This is a genomic window from Pseudomonas sp. W17 (assembly GCF_040268305.1).
Taxonomy (GTDB): Bacteria; Pseudomonadota; Gammaproteobacteria; order Pseudomonadales; family Pseudomonadaceae; genus Aquipseudomonas; species Aquipseudomonas protegens.
On sequence record NZ_CP158490.1, the window covers coordinates 2,095,142 to 2,111,856 of the forward strand.

The window sequence follows — 16,715 nt, forward strand, 5'->3', positions numbered from 1 at the left end:
GATTCCTCGGCATGTCATGCCTATTCCTCCGGCATTGGCGGTTTTCACGCGGCATTGGCGTACAGACCTGCGATGATGTTTCCATCCCTTTTTCCGTGAAGTTTTCCCCATGCTGCTGACCCGCCATCTGGACGCCAACGCCACCCTGGTCTCGCTGATCCAGCCCCTTGCCAACCGTGACGGTTTCGTTGCCACCGCCTTGCCCGGGGTCCAGGTGCTGCGGGCCAGTTGCGACGTGGCGCGGGGCCCGCAGATCTATGAGCCGAGCCTGATGATCATTGCCCAGGGCAGCAAGCTGGCCTACCTGGGCACGCGAACCCTGGAATACGGTGCCGGGCATTACCTGATCCAGGCCTTGTCGGTGCCCTTCGAGTGCGAAACCTTCGCCTTGCCCGATGCGCCGCTGCTGGGGGTTTCCATCGCCATCGACCGGGCGGTGTTGAGCGAGCTGGTGCTGGCCATGGGCGTCACCGAAGGCCGGGCGGCTTCGGCGCAGACCCTGGAGTCGATGACCTCGGCTGTGCTCGACGACGCCATGCGTGGTTGCGTGGAACGCCTGTTGCGCTGCCTGCACGATCCTCTGGAGTGCAAGGTCATGGGCCCTTCACGGGTGCGCGAGTTGCTCTTTGCCGCTTTGCGCGGGCCCCAGGCCGATGCGCTGCGGGCGCTGGTGGAGCAGCAGGGGCAGTTCGCCCGGGTTGCGGCTTCGCTCAATCACCTGCACGAGCACTACACCGAGCCGTTGAACGTCGAGACCCTGGCCCGCTGCGCCAACATGAGCACCTCGACCTTCCACGAGCATTTCAAGCGCAGCACCCTGTTGTCGCCGGTGCAGTACCTCAAGCGCCTGCGCCTGCTCAAGGCCCAGCAGTTGCTGTTGGGAGAGGGGCTGGGCGTGGCCCAGGTGGCTCATCGGGTGGGCTACCAGAGCACTTCGCAGTTCAGCCGCGAGTACAAGCGCTACTTCGAACGCAACCCGGGCGAAGAACGCGCCGCTTGAAAACACCGCGCCCCTTGTAGGAGCTGGCTTGCCAGCGAATGCGCCCTTGGGCCGGAGCAAGGCTTGGGGGCCTCTTCGCCGGCAAGCCGGCTCCTACAGGTGGCGGTGTCGCTGAATCCCGGGCATGAAAAAGGCCCCCATAAAGGGGGCCTTCTTTTATCGCACCGGCTTACATGTTCGGGTAAGTCGGGCCGCCGGCGCCTTCCGGAGTGACCCAGGTAATGTTCTGGGCCGGGTCCTTGATGTCGCAAGTCTTGCAGTGCACGCAGTTCTGCGCGTTGATCTGGAAGCGCTTCTCGCCATCTTCCTGGGTGATCACCTCATATACGCCGGCCGGGCAGTAACGCTGGGCAGGTTCGTCGTACAGTGGCAGGTTGCGGCTCAGCGGGATGCTCGGGTCGGTCAGCTTCAGGTGGCAAGGCTGTTCTTCTTCATGGTTGGTGCCGGAGATGAACACCGAGCTCAACTTGTCGAAGCTGAGTTTGCCGTCGGGTTTCGGGTAGTCGATCTTCACACAGTCCTTGGCCAGCTTCAGGCAGGCGTAGTCCGGCTTGGTGTCGTGCAGGGTGAACGGCAGTTTGCCGCCGAAGATATTCTGGTCCATCCAGTTGAAGCCCGCGCCGATGATCGGGCCGAACTTGTGCATGGCCGGGCCGAAGTTGCGGCTGGCGAACAGCTCCTCATACAGCCAGCTGGCCTTGAACGAATCGACGTAGCTCTTGAGTTCGTCGGCGCCTTCGGAACCGGCGAACAGCGAGTCGGCTACCGCATCGGCGGCCAGCATGCCGGACTTCATGGCGGTGTGGCTGCCCTTGATCTTGGCGAAGTTCAGGGTGCCAAGGTCGCAGCCGATCAGCGCGCCACCCTTGAACACCATCTTCGGCAGTGAGTTCAGGCCGCCCTTGCAGATGGCGCGGGCGCCGTAGCTGACGCGCTTGCCGCCTTCCAGATACTGCTTGAGCACCGGGTGATGCTTGAGGCGCTGGAACTCGTCGAACGGCGACAGGTAAGTGTTGGCGTAGGACAGGTCGACGATCAGGCCCACTACTACCTGGTTGTTTTCCAGGTGATAGAGGAAGGAGCCGCCAGTGTTCTCGTTGCTCATGATATCCAGCGGCCAGCCGGCGGTGTGCACCACCAGGCCAGGCTGGTGCTTGGCCGGGTCGATTTCCCAGATTTCCTTGAGGCCGATGCCGTAGTGCTGGGCGTCGGCGTCGCTGTCCAGGTTGAACTGCTTGATCAGTTGCTTGCCGATATGGCCACGGCAGCCTTCGGCGAACAGGGTGTATTTGCCGCGCAGTTCCATGCCGGGGGTGTACATGCCCTCTTTCGGCTGGCCTTCACGGTCGACACCCATGTCGCCGGTAAGAATCCCGCGGACTACGCCGTTTTCGTCGATCAGGGCTTCCTGGGCGGCAAAGCCCGGGTAGATTTCAACGCCCAGGTTCTCGGCCTGCTGGGCCAGCCAGCGGCACAGATTGCCCAGGGAAATGATGTAGTTGCCTTCGTTGTGCATGGTCTTGGGCACAAAGAAGTCTGGAACCTTGGTGGAGGTTTCGCCGCTGCGCAGGACATAGATGTCGTCGCGGGTGACCGGGGTGTTGAGCGGGGCGCCCAGTTCCTTCCAGTCCGGGAACAATTCATTCAGGGCCCGTGGTTCGAACACGGCACCGGAAAGGATGTGAGCACCGACTTCGGAGCCTTTTTCAACCACGCAGACGCTGATTTCCTTCCCGGCTTCAGCGGCCTTCTGCTTAAGGCGGCAAGCGGCGGACAAGCCTGCGGGGCCGGCACCGACGATGACCACGTCGAATTCCATGTATTCGCGTTCCACTAGGCTATCTCCTACTCAAGGCTCAACGGTTTTTTCTAATTGGAGGTTTGGCGTTGCATCCCCGCTTTCTCCCATCGCGCATGGGGGGAGAAGGGGAGGACGGCCGACCTTTCTCTCTGGGCGGCGCATTATATCTACACCACTCTCAGCGTCCAATACAAACGTTTGTTTGAATTTGCCGCAGCCCAGATAAATCAAAGAAGCGCGGCTTATAAACGGCTATTTTGCCGTATTGACCGGAAAAGGCGTTCCGGTCAAGATACGGTCGGTTTTGCGCTCGCCGTAGGCTGACTGTTGGTTTCAAGAGCACCTCTAAAGACAGGGCAAAGGCAGTAAAGGTGACGCGCGCGCAGCTTGAAAGTGCGCAGTCTACACGCCGCGATAATGAATGACTCGTCGGTCACCACTGACGAACGGTCATCACCCCGTGAGCAAGGTCAACCTTTTTGTGCGCCAGCGTTTTTGGAGGTGCCCTTGTGCCGATGAGCATCAACCGCCAGGTTCTCGCCTAGGCGACTTTCTTTTCACCGGAGAGTAACGAGGAATCCATGAAGGTTCTTGTAGCTGTCAAACGAGTGGTCGACTATAACGTCAAGGTTCGCGTCAAAGCGGACAACTCCGGCGTCGACCTCGCCAACGTCAAGATGTCGATGAACCCTTTCTGCGAAATCGCAGTGGAAGAAGCCGTACGCCTGAAAGAGAAAGGTGTAGCGACTGAAATCGTCGTCGTCTCCATCGGTCCTGCTACTGCTCAAGAGCAACTGCGTACCGCCCTGGCACTGGGTGCCGATCGCGCGATCCTCGTCGAGTCCGCTGAAGAGTTGAACTCTCTGGCCGTGGCCAAGCTGCTCAAGGCCGTGGTCGACAAGGAACAGCCACAGTTGGTGATCCTCGGCAAACAGGCCATCGATAGCGACAACAACCAGACCGGCCAGATGCTGGCAGCCCTGAGCGGCTACGCTCAAGGCACCTTCGCCTCCAAGGTCGAAGTGTCCGGCGACAAGGTCAACGTCACCCGTGAAATCGACGGCGGCCTGCAGACCGTTGCGCTGAACCTGCCAGCCATCGTCACCACCGACCTGCGTTTGAACGAGCCGCGCTACGCGTCTTTGCCAAACATCATGAAAGCCAAGAAGAAGCCGCTTGAAACGCTGACTCCTGATGCTTTGGGCGTTTCCACCGCCTCCACCAACAAGACCCTGAAAGTCGAAGCGCCGGCTGCACGCAGCGCGGGCATCAAGGTCAAGTCGGTGGCTGAACTGGTCGAGAAACTGAAAAACGAAGCGAAGGTAATCTGATCATGACTATCTTGGTAATCGCCGAACACGATAACAAGGCGCTGGCTCCGGCCACCCTGAACACCGTTGCCGCCGCCGCCAAAATCGGTGGTGACGTGCATGTACTGGTAGCCGGCCAGGGCGTTGGCGCCGTGGCTGAAGCCGCGGCCAAGATTGCTGGCGTGGCCAAAGTGCTGGTGGCCGACAACGCCGCCTACGCTCACCAGCTGCCGGAAAACGTTGCGCCGCTGGTGGCCGAACTGGGCGCTGGCTACAGCCACATCCTGGCTGCCGCTACTTCCAACGGCAAAAACATCCTGCCGCGGGTTGCCGCTCAGCTGGACGTTGACCAGATCTCCGAAATCATCTCGGTAGAAAGCGCTGATACCTTCAAGCGTCCGATCTATGCCGGTAACGCCATCGCTACCGTGCAGTCCTCGGCTGCGGTAAAAGTCATCACCGTACGTGCCACCGGTTTCGACGCCGTTGCCGCTGAAGGTGGTTCGGCTGCAGTCGAAACCGTGGGCGCCGCTCACGATGCCGGCAAGTCGAGCTTTGTTGGCGAAGAGCTGGCCAAGTCCGATCGCCCTGAACTGACCGCAGCCAAGATCGTCGTTTCCGGCGGCCGCGGCATGCAGAACGGCGACAACTTCAAGCACCTGTATGCCCTGGCCGACAAGCTGGGCGCTGCTGTCGGCGCGTCCCGCGCTGCGGTGGACGCAGGTTTTGTGCCCAACGACATGCAGGTCGGCCAGACCGGCAAGATCGTTGCGCCACAGCTGTACATCGCCGTCGGTATCTCCGGCGCGATCCAGCACCTGGCGGGCATGAAGGACTCCAAAGTGATCGTCGCGATCAACAAGGACGAAGAAGCGCCAATCTTCCAGGTAGCCGACTACGGCCTGGTAGCGGACTTGTTCGAAGCCGTACCTGAGTTGGAGAAGCTGGTCTAATCCGGCGTCTTCACTTATAAAGAGCCCGGCCTTTTGGCCGGGTTTTTTATGTGTGTTTTTTGCCGGGGGAGGGTTTCGCCATGGATCTGCGCCGCATGAGTGGCTGGTCAGTGCTGTTGGGCCTGACGTTGTTGCCATCGTTGTCGATGGCGGCGGGCAAGTGCGAGCGTCTGGTGGTCACTGGCAGCCCCGATGCACCGCCTTACCTGTGGCGTGACCCTCAGGACCCCAAGCACCTGATGGGTGCCAGCGCCGACCTGCTGCAGCTGGTAGCCGGGGAACTGGGACTGAAGGTCGAGGTGCTGTATGCCGGCAAGCGCTCCGAGGCGCTGGACGAGGTACGCACCGGGCGCATGGACCTGCTCGCCGATGCACCGCTGACCCTCAATGAGCTGGAATCGCTGGACTACATCCACCCGGCGCTGGTGCAGAACGACTATCTGGTCTGGACCCGCAAGGATTCGACCCTCAGCTACACCCAGCCGGGAGACCTGGCAGGCCATCCCGGCGCCGTGTCGGAAAAGGCCCGGCTGACTCAGCCCTTTGTCGCCATGGCCAAGGAGCATCTGCAACTCAAGCGCCTGCCGAATCTGACCCAGGTCTTCCAGACCTTGCTCCTGGGGGAGGTGGACTATGTGCTGGCGCCTCGCTACGCAGGCATGGCCATGGCCCAGACCCTGGGCATGACGGCGGATCTGGCGGCGTTTCCCCAGCCCATCGACAAACCGGGGCTGTTCCTTGCGCTGTCCCATAACTCCGCCTGCAATGACCCATGGTTGCGCGGACAGTTGGCCAAAAAGATGACAGAATTGCCCGCGTCCGGTCTGACGGAGACCTTGCTGCAGCGCAATCTGGAGCGCTGGAAGGCCCAGTTGCAGCAACCCGTCAGCAGCCCAAAACAGTAGGAATCTTGTGTGACTATTCGACCTCTTTTCGCCGCCATGGCTGTTCTAGCCATGGCGGGTTGTGCAACCGATCCGGCGCCCATCGAGCAGATGCGCCTCACCGCGCAGACGCTGGAGCAGGCCAAGGCCGTGGGGGCTTCTGCCGAGGACATGCCCGAGTTGAAACTGGCCGAAGACAAGTTCTCCCGGGCGCAGGGCAACATGCAGGATGAGTCCTACAAGAAAGCGCGGATGCGCGCCGAACAAGCCGAGCTGGATGCGCGCCTGGCCGAAGCCAAGGTCCTGACCCGCAAGAGCCAGGAACAGGTGAATGCACTCAATACCCGCATCACTCGCCTGCGCAAGCAACTGGGAGATGCCCAATGAATCTGTCTACCCGGATCATCGGCAGTGCAGTGCTCCTGGCATGCGCCGGTCTCTATGGCTGCGCTGGCCAGCACAGCGAAGAAGCCCTGCAGCAGGCCAGTAACGACTTCCAGAAGGTCAAGGAAGACTCCAACGTGCTGCGTATCGCGCCCAAGGACGTGATCCGTGCCGGGGAGTCCCTGGCACGTGCCGATCGCCTCTCTACCTATTGGGGCAGCGGTGGCGATGTGGAGCATTACGCTTACCTGAGTCGGCGCTACAGCGAAATCGCCCGTGAGCATACCGAACAGGCACTCAATAACGAGCGTGCGGCCAAGCTCGAGCTGGAGCGCCAGCGCCTGCAACTGGCCCTGCGCGAAGCCAAGTTGCTCAGCGTGCAGCAGCAGGGCAAATGGCTGGAAGAACAGATCATCAGCCTGGCCACCACCCAGACCGATCGCGGTCTGGTGATGACTCTGGGGGATGTGCTGTTCGATACCGGCGAAGCGGAGCTGAAGAACTCGGCGAACCGCACTGTGCTCAAGGTGGTGCAGTTCCTCCAGTTGAACCCCAAGCGCGTGGTGCGCATCGAGGGTTACACCGACAACACCGGCGAGCGCCAGAGCAATCTGCAGCTGTCCAAGGACCGCGCCCAAGCCGTGGCGGATGTGCTGGTGGACCTGGGCATCGATGAAAAACGCATCCAGGTCGAAGGCTATGGCGACGACTACCCGGTGGAGGCCAATGCATCCGAGCGGGGAAGGGCGCAGAACCGTCGGGTGGAAATCGTGTTCTCCGACGAAAAAGGCCAGTTGGGCGCTTCTCGCTGAAGCTGCGCCAGTGCCACGGAAAAACCCGACGCCTTGCCCGCGTCGGGTTTTTTTATGCCTGCCAAGAGGTTCACAAAAACCCTACAGTTATGCTTTTCACTGCCCTGTGTCCTCGACTATTGTAGAAACTGTCCCAGTACACTTCTAAACTGTGCCGGTATTGTTTCACACAAGAATAAAACGCCGTGAAATCGAGTGCTGCGCCATGACCAATCTCTTGCTCTATCAACGTATCGCTCAGCAACTGGCTGAGGATATTCGCCGTGGTGTCTACCAGCCGGGGGAGCGCGTACCGTCGGTACGCAAGATGAGCTCGCAGCTCAATGTCAGCCACGCCACGGTACTCCAGGCCTACGCCAACCTCGAAGACCAGGGGCTGATTCGCGCGCGCCCGCAGTCGGGCTACTACGTGCATCAGACGCCGGCGCTGACCGCGCCCACGCCGGATATCGCCCGGGTCGAGCGCCCGGGGCTGGTGACCCGCAGCAGCATCATTCAGCAGGTGCTGGTGGAGTCCCGTCGCGAAGGTGTGTTTCCGTTGGGGGCCGCAGTGCCCAGTGTTGACTATCTGCCAGTGCGGGCGCTGCACCAGCAGTTGGCCAAGGTCACCCGGTTCCACAGCCCCCGGGCATTCAGTTACATGTTCAGCCCGGGCTTCGAGCCACTGAGGCGTCAGGTGGCCATTCGCATGCGCGATGCCGGGGTGGTGGTCGACCCGTCGGAAGTGGTGATCACCCACGGCTGCGTCGATGCCCTGCAGATGTCATTGCGGGTGCTGACCCGGCCCGGGGACCTGATTGCTGCGGAGTCGCCGACCTACTACGGCCTGCTGCAACTGGCGGACTTGCTGGGGCTCAAGGTCATCGAGATTCCCAGTGATCCGTCCACCGGCATGAGCCTGGAAGCCCTGCAACTGGCGGCCAACCAATGGTCGATCAAGGCCCTGGTGCTGACCACACGCCTGAGCAATCCCCTGGGTGGCACCATGCCCGAGGAGCGGCAGAAGCAGTTGCTGCGCCTGGCATCGGATTTCGATATCCAGGTGGTCGAGGACGATATCTATGGCGAGTTGATGTTCGAGGTGGGGCGTACCAAGGCCCTCAAGGCCTATGACCGCCTGGATCGGGTGATCTACTGTTCGAGCTTCTCCAAGACCCTGTCTCCCGGCGTGCGCATCGGCTGGATGATTGCCGGCAAGTACCAGCAGGAGATCCAGCGCCTGCAGACCTTCAGCACCCATTCTGCGTGCAGCGTCACCCAGATGGGGGTGGCGGCCTACCTGGAAAACGGCGGTTATGACCGGCATTTACGGTACATCCGCCAGGAATACCGGAAGAATCTCAGCGCCTTTCAGCTGGCGGTGCAGCAGTACTTCCCTGAGGGCACGCAGATCACCCGGCCCAACGGGGGCTTCATTCTCTGGGTCAGCCTGCCGGGGCGGGTCAACACCCAGGAGCTTCATGTGCGAGCCTTGCAGCAGGGCATCAGCATCGCCCCGGGGCTGATCTTCAGCAACACCGAGCAGTTCAACCACTGTGTGCGGCTCAACTGCGGTACGCCCTGGAATCGCGAGGCCGAGCGGGCCCTGATGACTTTGGGAATGCTTGCCAGCCAGTTGTGCCAGGAGGCGGCGGGCGGATTTTAATCAGTGTGGCCCTGTGCTTGTCATGGGGCCTGCAACAAGCGAGCATAGAGGACCTTTTGTCGATCTACCTGTCTTTCATGAAAGCCTTTCTACCTGCCCTCTGGTTAAGTGTCTGTCTGTTGGGAACCGCCTTCGTGGCTCCTGTCCAGGCGGCTTCCTCCCAGGACAAGCCGGCTGCGGGGGCGGCCCATGCCACTAAGGCGGCCCCTGCCAAGAAGGCTCCGGCCAGCAAGGCCAAGCCTTCGGCCAGTGCCAGCAAGAGCAAGTCCGCGGCCAAGAAGGCGCCCGCCAAGCCCAAGTCCAAATGGGCCTATCAGGACATCAAGAAGCCGTTGCCCAGCGCCAAGGTGGACTTGAGCCTGCCGCCGGAAATGGTCAAGCACCTGCAGCCGGTGGGCAGTGTGCCGCTACCCAAGCGCGAGCCGCTGCTGCCGCAGATGTTTGGCGAGAAGCCCAAGGAAAGCAGCCCGTTCCAGCTCAACGGCCGCTTGCTCAGCAATGAAATGCAATTGCAGCTGCGCAACGAGGAACGTCGGGATATCGAAGGCGCGGCCCTGGATTTCGAGTTCAAGCAGTAAATTCTTCATCCTCTTCTGTGACGGGTTGGCTCGACACTTTGTCGGAGACTGATCAGTCACGCACGGTTGTGCGTCAAATCCGTTCTTTGAGTAATTTTAAACGGCTGTTTTAGCGGTTACTCTTGGCGGGCGTCATTCAACACTCTGCTTGTCGCAAGGAGCTTTTCCTCATGAACTGCCGTGAAGGTTGTGGCGCCTGCTGCATCGCCCCTTCCATCAGCACCCCGATTCCCGGAATGCCCCAGGGCAAGCCGGCGGGAGAACGTTGCCTGCATCTTTCTGTCGAACACCTGTGCGGGCTGTTCGGCTTGCCGGAGCGGCCGGCGGTGTGTGGGGCGTTCCTGGCGGATCCCGAGGTGTGTGGCGAAAGCCGCGAAGAAGCCATCCGCCTGATTGGCTGGTGGGAACAAGTGACCGCGGCATAGAGTGTTCTCAATGAACGGAACTTCAACAATAAGGAATAAGACAATGGGTTCGCTGCAACGAATGGCTGTGCTCTGTGGTTTAACCGTGCTGTTGTCGGCAACGGCCCACGCCGAAGACTGGCAAACCGCCAAGGATGAAGACGGCATCAAGGTCTCCTTGAGTGAAGTGGCCGGCTCCAAATACAAGGCCTACCGTGGTGTGACCACCATGAAGACCTCCATCGCCAAGCTCCGCGCGCTGCAGGAAGACGTGGCGGGCGCCTGCTCCTGGATCCACGAGTGCAAGACCCAGGAACTGCTCAAGCACGAGGGCGATCAAAGCTGGACCTACACCCAGTTCAATACCCCGTGGCCAGTCACTGCCCGTGATTCGGTATTGCACATCACTACCAGCGAAGCGGCCGACGGCAGCCTGACCCGCAAACTGGAGGGCGTGCCCACCTACATCCCTGAAGAGAAAGGCTTCGTGCGGGTGGCCCAGGTCGAGGGCTACTGGAAGTTCGTACCCAAAGGCGCCGACCAGGTGGAAGTGACTTACCAGGTGCACACTGAGCCGGGTGGTAGCGTGCCGTCCTGGCTGGCCAACAAGTTCGTGGTGGATGCGCCGTTCAACACCCTGAAGGCACTCAAGGCTCGCGCCGAAAAGCCTTGATCGGCTGAGTTTTGCCAGCATTACCAGGGCCGCCTTCGGGCGGCCTTGTCATTGACGTGTTCCGGTAGCGTGGTTGAACGATTGCCCGTTGCTCAGGGTCGAGATGTTGTCAGCCCACTCATGGGGCTATCGAGGAGGCACTGATGCAAAAGTGGCAAGTCACTTTCGTTGACGATCATGGTGTCCAGTCCGTCGAGCATTTCGACTGCGACCAGCAACCGACGATGGAACGCGCCGCACAACTGGTGCGGGCCAAGTTGTTGCCAGTGAGTGCCGAACTGGACCTGAACGATCTGGACGGGCGCACCGAGGACCCCACCCTCAAGAGCCTGAAAGAGCAGAACAGCATTCAGATTCTCAGTATCACGCCGATCTAGAGAGGGTAGAGCGCGCTTCGCAGTAATTTCTGGCGACGTCCAGAGCAAGGCGCTAATCTGCAAACGAGATCAGCGAATTCTTCGCTAGGCTCTGATCTTGTCAGCTCCATGCTTGTTTCCTGACGACCCGCCCCGGGTCGTGATGCCGGTCCCTTTGGCCGGTGGTTCGGGAAACACGGAAAGTCTATCCATCGGTTTGAGGAGGACGTTTCATGAGCACAGCCGTTCAAGAAGACATCAGCAGCAGTGTGCTGCGCCGCATGAAAGAAGGCGGTTTCGACTTTTCACGATTCCATCCCATCGAGTTCTACGCCATTTTTCCGGATGAGGAGCGGGCACGCAGGGCGGCAGGACATTTTCGCGGTGAATCCTTGAATGCCCAGGTCAGCGTGCGTGACGACGGCGCCTGGTACCTGGAACTGAGCAAGGTGATGTACGCCACCTATGGCGGCATCGGGGATTTTGAACAGGACTTCGAGGCGGTGGTCGAGCCCCTGGGCGGCATCATTGAGGGCTGGGGAGTGAAACAGGAGATCCGTGGACGGCTGGTATAGCCTGCGCTAGATATACCGAGACAGACAATTGGCTGGCCCCTGGGCCGGCCAATTGTGTTTTCGGGGCCCGCACAAGGAAAAAAAAAGCCACCCGAGAGGGTGGCTAAAAGGGAAGACCGGTCAGGAGAGGGAACCGGTCGGGAGAGCCCGGACCCGGTTGTCATCGGCGTCATCAAGGTTGCAGCAGCGACTTCATCAGGCTTGGCGAAGTGTTTGCTCGATGGACGCGATTATCCCCCGCGGCCAGCGGGCAGTGAAATCAACTCTGACTATGCTGGTGATAGCCAAGACCGATGCCAGCCATGGCCGGGGCAGGGGCGGTCCGCATGCATCGGTTATGCGGGCATCGGCCTTGGGCTGCAACGGACTGATTTTGGGGCGCTTGTGCCGAAGGCACAGGGCTGGCGAAGCCCGGGGTGTGCAGGTGACAGGGAGTACGGCATGAACCACAGCGCTGTTGATGAAATGCATGGGGCCGACGGCCAGGTTCGCGAGCATTACCGCGAGTTCGCCCGCTGGCTGGCCAATACCCCCGACGAACTCCTGGCCCGCCGCCGTCGCGAGGCCGACCTGCTGTTCCACCGTGCCGGCATCACCTTCACCCTGTATGGCGACGAGCAGGGCACCGAGCGGCTGATTCCCTTCGACACCATTCCCCGCATCATCCCGGCCCGGGAATGGCGGATTATCGAACAAGGGTGCATCCAGCGGGTTCGGGCGCTGAACCTGTTTCTGGCCGATCTCTACCACCAGCAACGAATCATCCGCGCCGGGATCATTCCCGCCGAGCAGGTCCTGGCCAATCAGCAGTACCAGCTGGCCATGCAGGGCCTGGACCTGCACGGTGATGTCTATGCCCATGTCTGCGGAGTTGATCTGGTACGCGACGGCGACGGCCGCTACTGCGTGCTCGAGGACAACCTGCGCACCCCCAGCGGCGTCAGCTACATGCTCGAAGACCGCAAGATGATGATGCGCCTGTTTCCCGAGCTGTTCGCCGCCCAGCGCATCGCGCCCATCGACCATTATCCGAACCTGTTGCTCGATACCCTGAAAAGCTCCAGCCCCCTGGACAATCCGACGGTGGTGGTACTGACCCCGGGGCGCTTCAACAGCGCATTTTTCGAGCATGCGTTCCTGGCGCGGGAGATGGGAGTGGAGCTGGTGGAAGGTGCCGACCTGTTCGTGCGTGACGACCGGGTGTTCATGCGCACCACCGCCGGCCCGCAGGCGGTGGATGTGATCTACCGTCGCCTCGACGATGCCTTCCTCGACCCCCTGGCGTTCAACCCCGATTCCCTGCTCGGCGTGCCCGGCCTGTTGGCAGCCTACCGCTCGGGCACTGTGGTACTGGCCAACGCCATCGGCACCGGGGTGGCCGATGACAAGTCGGTGTACCCCTATGTCACCGAGATGATCCGTTTCTACCTGGACGAAGAGCCGATTCTGCAGAACGTGCCGACCTGGCAGTGCCGCCGGCCCGCTGAACTGTCCTACGTGCTGGCCAACCTGGCGCAACTGGTGGTCAAGGAAACCCAGGGTTCCGGCGGCTACGGCATGCTGGTGGGGCCGGCGGCCACGGCGGCGCAGATCGAGGAGTTCCGCGTACGGATCAAGGCCCGGCCCGAGGCGTACATCGCCCAACCGACCCTGGCGCTGTCCACCTGCCCGACCTTTGTCGAAAGCGGCATCGCCCCGCGGCATATCGATCTGCGGCCCTTTGTCCTTTCTGGTGGTGAAACCCGTGTGGTGCCCGGTGGTCTTACCCGTGTGGCCCTGCGTGAAGGTTCGTTGGTGGTGAATTCCTCACAGGGCGGCGGGACCAAGGACACTTGGGTGGTCGAGGACTAAGGAAGCCTGCCATGTTGAGTCGAACCGCTTCGGACCTGTACTGGATGTCACGCTACCTGGAGCGCGCGGAAAACCTGGCGCGGATGCTCGATGTCAGCTATTCCCTGTCGCTGATGCCCCAAGATGGGCGCGGCGATGGCCTGCACGAGCTGGCCATGCCACTGCTGATCACCGGCACCCTGGAGGATTACCACGCCCGCCACCAGGCCTTGCACGCCGAGCAGCTATTGCAGTTCTTCGCCCTGGACCCGGCCAACCCCGCCAGTATCTACAGTTGCCTGGGATCGGCCCGGGCCTGCGCCCATGCCGTGCGCGGGCGGATCACCGCCGACATGTGGGAAAACGTCAATGCCACCTGGCTGGACATCCACCAGATCGCCAGCCAGGGCCTCAGTGCCTATGGCATGAACCGCTTCTGCGAATGGATCAAGGAGCGCTCCCATCTGTTTCGTGGCGCCTCCTACGGCACCATCATGCGCAACGACGCCTTTCGCTTTATCCGCTTGGGAACCTTCATCGAGCGCGCCGACAACACCCTGCGCCTGCTGGACGCACGCTACGAGATGGCCGGCGACCAGGCCGATGCGGTGTGCGACGGCACCGCCCATGCCTATTACCAGTGGAGTGCGTTGCTGCGGGCCTTGTCTTCCTTCGAGGCCTACACCGAGGTCTATCGCGAGGCCCCCGGCGCCCGGCATGTGGCCGAGCTGCTGTTGTTGCGCGCCGACGTGCCGCGCTCGCTGCGGGCCTGTACCGAGGAAATCGACCAGATCCTCGCCAGCCTGCCCGGCGACAACGGGCGCCCGGCCCAGCGTCTGGCGGCGCAGATGGATGCACGCCTGCGCTACATCGGTATCGATCAGATTCTCGACGAAGGCCTGCACGCCTGGCTGACCGACTTCATCCCCCTGGTGCGCCAGTTGGGCAACGCGATTCACCGCTCTTATCTGGAGGCGGCATGAGACTGTCCGTGAGCCATGAAACCGCCTATCGCTACGCCGATCCGGTAGGCGCCAGCATCCAGTACCTGCGCCTGACACCCCACGACAGCGAGCGCCAGCAAGTGCTCTGCTGGCAGCTGGATCTGCCACGACCGGTGCGTGCGCAACGGGACCCCTTCGGCAACATCCTGCAAGTACTGACCCTGGACGAGCCCCACGAAGCAGTGATCATCGGCGCCCGTGGCCAAGTGGATATCGATGAGCTGCGCGAGGCCGAGCATGAATGCCAGTCGCCCTTGCCGTTCCTGCGTTTCACCAGCCTGACCGAGGCGGATGCGCAGCTGCGCGAGTTCGCCGACCGGCAATGCGCAAGGCGGCGTGATCGCATAGGGTTGATCGACCTGATGCATGGGCTGCACCAGCTCATGGCCTACACGCCTGGGGCAACGGGCGTGACCACCAGCGCGGCGCAGGCTTTCGCCAGGCGCGCCGGGGTCTGCCAGGACCACACCCACGCCTTCCTTGCCTGTGCCCGTAGCCTGGGCGTTCCGGCACGCTTTGTTTCCGGTTATCTGTACCGCGAGGACAGCGGGCAATTACTTGGCCATGCCTGGGCCGAAGCCTGGCTGGAAGGCGCCTGGTACAGCTTCGATGTGACCCACCAACTGGCGCGGCCCGAGCGCCACCTCAAGCTGGCGGTGGGCCTGGACTACCTGGATGCCTGCCCGGTACGCGGCATGCGCCGGGGCGCCGCCGGTGAGCAGATGCACGCCAGGGTGCTCCAGCAGTAACACGCGTTTTCGCTAGGAGCCGGCTTGCCGGCGAAGGCGCCAGAGGTGGCAAAGGCGATGTCGCAAGGCTCAGGGAACCTGCTTGCGCCCCGCCATGTGCCTGAGATACCCCAGCAGCAGGTCCAGCTCCTGATCCGGCAGCACGTTGTTGTTGAACCCGGGCATCTTCGCCTGGGGCCAGCGCCTCATGTTTTGCGGATCGCGGATATAGCGCTTGAGGAAATCGCCGCTGAAGTACTCGGTGGGGCTGTAGGGGATATTCAGGTCCGGACCGAATTGTGAATCGCCGGCACCGTTGAGCCGGTGGCAGGCCAGGCAGTTTTTCTGGAACAGGGCAAAGCCCTGGTTGATTGGATCAGTGGCCGCCAACTGCGGATCCGGAAGCAGGGCCGGGAAGCGCTGCGCCAGTGGCTCCAGGCGCTGGATGCGCGCCACCTGGAACGGCCATTGCTCCGGGCTGATATGCCCGGCGGCAGGATTGGTCCACACCAGATAGAAAGGCCCGGCGCTGGGTTTGTCGGCAGCCAGCGCAGGCCATGGCCGGCTCGGGTCCTCCACGGCCAGCCAGGCCTGGGCGCCCTGGCGTTCAAGCAGCGGCGCGGCGCTGAGCTCCGCGGCAAAGCCGTCCAGGGCCACGGCTTGAAGATGGTCTTCGGCCTTCAGGCCCTTGAGCAGGCTCGCCATGGGCACGGCGCGGTACTGCATGTCGCGCTTGTAGGACACATCGTCCTTGATGGTAATGGTCTGGGCCTGGGGGTGCCTTAGCAGTTCTTCGGTCTGCCAGGTGTAGCTGGCGGAGCCCAGGTCGATCAGCAGTTGCGCGGCGTGCAGCGGGCTGCTCAGCAGCAGGGCAGCGCCAAGGAGGAATACTTTCAATTGATGGCCGTCGGGTCGTCGTCAGTGGGTTCGTCGCCGGGAAGCACGTCGTCTGGTCGCGACACATGGTCGAACAGGGCGTCCCGGAGTTCTTCGTAGTTGCCGCCGTTCACGATACCGAAATAGCCGTGCTTGACCAGCGTGTCTTCGGCTTCAAGGGCGTGCTGGTTGGTGTCGCTGTAGATCACCACGGTGGCGTTGGGGTCCAGCACCACTTTGCGCAACTGATAGGCCAGGCCCTCGGCGCTGATGCCGGTGCCGTCCTCCAGTTCGAGATTGACCTGCAGCGAGTTGTGCACATTGCCGGCGGCAAAGTCGCTCTCGTTGCGCAGATCGAGGATCAACGCCCCATCATTGATTTCGTCCACTGCGCGGTTGACGTCGATGATTCCGGCGTGAGCGTGAAAGGCGCTCAGGAGTGTGGCGAGTGCAATCCAATGGCGCATGAGTCTTCCCCTTGGTGTTCCTCAGGAAGACTGGCACACAAGTCCGTGCCCCGGTAGGAACCGGGGACAATTTTCCGTCTCGTTGATCGAGCAGCCACAGATCAGCCGATCACTTTGGTGAGATTCGGCAAGATCAACAGCAGAGTGGTTGCGAAAAGAATGAGCCCCGCCTGACGTACTTTCGAATGCTTGAACATGGCTGAATGCCTTTTGTTGTTATTCCTGAGCGTCAATGCATGCCGGTGGGTGAACTCCATTACGAGTCACTATGAACCGGCTATGTGTCCTTTTTCTTACTTGCCCCAGTGCAGAATCCGTCTGGAACTTCCTACAGTTTCTACCTTAGGGGCCTTGAATCCTCTGGCTTAGATCCAATTCATATGAATTTATATTTCTGATTTATTAAAAGGCTATATATCGGCCCGGGCGTGCCTT

At 61.4% G+C, this 16,715-nt stretch carries 18 protein-coding genes; 15 read left to right on the plus strand and 3 right to left on the minus strand.

Going from position 1 to position 16,715, the window contains the following annotated elements:
* The first annotated feature begins 109 nt into the window (after positions 1-109).
* On the plus strand, positions 110-1,000 hold the full coding sequence (locus tag ABCR88_RS09760) for an AraC family transcriptional regulator (RefSeq protein ID WP_041116819.1): 891 nt from the start codon (positions 110-112) through the stop codon (positions 998-1,000).
* Positions 1,001-1,169: 169 nt separating this feature from the next.
* Here ABCR88_RS09760 and ABCR88_RS09765 read toward each other — a convergent pair whose 3' ends face one another.
* The gene (locus ABCR88_RS09765) at positions 1,170-2,834 is read right to left on the minus strand and encodes an electron transfer flavoprotein-ubiquinone oxidoreductase (protein ID WP_011060139.1); all 1,665 of its coding nucleotides are present in this window, start codon (positions 2,832-2,834) and stop codon (positions 1,170-1,172) included.
* 548 nt (positions 2,835-3,382) lie between these two features.
* Between ABCR88_RS09765 and ABCR88_RS09770 the strand changes: the two genes are divergently transcribed.
* The 14 genes from ABCR88_RS09770 (at position 3,383) to ABCR88_RS09835 (ending at position 14,958) form a co-directional block, all read left to right on the plus strand.
* On the plus strand, positions 3,383-4,132 hold the full coding sequence (locus tag ABCR88_RS09770) for an electron transfer flavoprotein subunit beta/FixA family protein (RefSeq protein WP_015634720.1): 750 nt from the start codon (positions 3,383-3,385) through the stop codon (positions 4,130-4,132).
* Between the two features lie 2 nt (positions 4,133-4,134).
* Positions 4,135-5,064 carry an FAD-binding protein gene (locus tag ABCR88_RS09775; RefSeq protein WP_011060141.1) on the plus strand — a complete coding sequence of 310 codons (930 nt, stop codon included), beginning with the start codon at positions 4,135-4,137 and terminating at the stop codon, positions 5,062-5,064.
* Between the two features lie 80 nt (positions 5,065-5,144).
* Positions 5,145-5,969 (plus strand): transporter substrate-binding domain-containing protein, encoded by an 825-nt coding sequence (locus tag ABCR88_RS09780; protein ID WP_325985709.1) that lies wholly within the window; start codon positions 5,145-5,147, stop codon positions 5,967-5,969.
* Between the two features lie 9 nt (positions 5,970-5,978).
* Positions 5,979-6,335: a DUF4398 domain-containing protein gene (locus ABCR88_RS09785; protein ID WP_041116821.1), complete on the plus strand. Its 357-nt coding sequence runs from the start codon at positions 5,979-5,981 to the stop codon at positions 6,333-6,335.
* On the plus strand, positions 6,332-7,144 hold the full coding sequence (locus ABCR88_RS09790; protein ID WP_011060144.1) for an OmpA family protein: 813 nt from the start codon (positions 6,332-6,334) through the stop codon (positions 7,142-7,144). The genes ABCR88_RS09785 and ABCR88_RS09790 overlap by 4 nt, the downstream gene beginning before the upstream one ends.
* A 205-nt stretch (positions 7,145-7,349) precedes the next feature.
* Complete coding sequence (locus ABCR88_RS09795; RefSeq protein WP_011060145.1) at positions 7,350-8,789, plus strand: PLP-dependent aminotransferase family protein; 1,440 nt, start codon at positions 7,350-7,352, stop codon at positions 8,787-8,789.
* 77 nt (positions 8,790-8,866) lie between these two features.
* Positions 8,867-9,367, plus strand: coding sequence for a translation initiation factor 2 (locus tag ABCR88_RS09800; protein WP_065364693.1), 501 nt, complete (start codon positions 8,867-8,869; stop codon positions 9,365-9,367).
* A gap of 170 nt (positions 9,368-9,537) precedes the next feature.
* A complete protein-coding gene (locus ABCR88_RS09805) occupies positions 9,538-9,792 on the plus strand; it encodes a YkgJ family cysteine cluster protein (protein WP_011060147.1) in 255 nt (84 codons plus the stop codon).
* Between the two features lie 43 nt (positions 9,793-9,835).
* Positions 9,836-10,444 (plus strand): START domain-containing protein, encoded by a 609-nt coding sequence (locus ABCR88_RS09810; protein WP_350404468.1) that lies wholly within the window; start codon positions 9,836-9,838, stop codon positions 10,442-10,444.
* A gap of 143 nt (positions 10,445-10,587) precedes the next feature.
* Positions 10,588-10,821 (plus strand): hypothetical protein, encoded by a 234-nt coding sequence (locus tag ABCR88_RS09815; protein WP_015634724.1) that lies wholly within the window; start codon positions 10,588-10,590, stop codon positions 10,819-10,821.
* A 212-nt stretch (positions 10,822-11,033) separates the two neighbouring features.
* Positions 11,034-11,375 (plus strand): ribonuclease E inhibitor RraB, encoded by a 342-nt coding sequence (locus ABCR88_RS09820; protein ID WP_011060150.1) that lies wholly within the window; start codon positions 11,034-11,036, stop codon positions 11,373-11,375.
* Between the two features lie 441 nt (positions 11,376-11,816).
* Positions 11,817-13,226: a circularly permuted type 2 ATP-grasp protein gene (locus tag ABCR88_RS09825; RefSeq protein WP_350404470.1), complete on the plus strand. Its 1,410-nt coding sequence runs from the start codon at positions 11,817-11,819 to the stop codon at positions 13,224-13,226.
* An 11-nt stretch (positions 13,227-13,237) separates the two neighbouring features.
* Positions 13,238-14,188, plus strand: coding sequence for an alpha-E domain-containing protein (locus tag ABCR88_RS09830; protein ID WP_011060152.1), 951 nt, complete (start codon positions 13,238-13,240; stop codon positions 14,186-14,188).
* Positions 14,185-14,958: a transglutaminase family protein gene (locus ABCR88_RS09835; RefSeq protein WP_350404472.1), complete on the plus strand. Its 774-nt coding sequence runs from the start codon at positions 14,185-14,187 to the stop codon at positions 14,956-14,958. Before ABCR88_RS09830 ends, ABCR88_RS09835 begins: the two co-directional genes overlap by 4 nt.
* 69 nt (positions 14,959-15,027) lie before the next feature.
* On the opposite strand, the gene ABCR88_RS09840 is transcribed toward ABCR88_RS09835, so the two are convergent.
* Together ABCR88_RS09840 and ABCR88_RS09845 are read right to left on the minus strand one after the other, a co-directional pair.
* Positions 15,028-15,834, minus strand: a complete 807-nt coding sequence (locus ABCR88_RS09840; RefSeq protein ID WP_337153601.1) for a cytochrome c — start codon at positions 15,832-15,834, stop codon at positions 15,028-15,030.
* Positions 15,831-16,280 (minus strand): rhodanese-like domain-containing protein, encoded by a 450-nt coding sequence (locus tag ABCR88_RS09845; RefSeq protein WP_011060155.1) that lies wholly within the window; start codon positions 16,278-16,280, stop codon positions 15,831-15,833. The genes ABCR88_RS09840 and ABCR88_RS09845 overlap by 4 nt, the downstream gene beginning before the upstream one ends.
* Positions 16,281-16,715 lie beyond the last annotated feature (435 nt).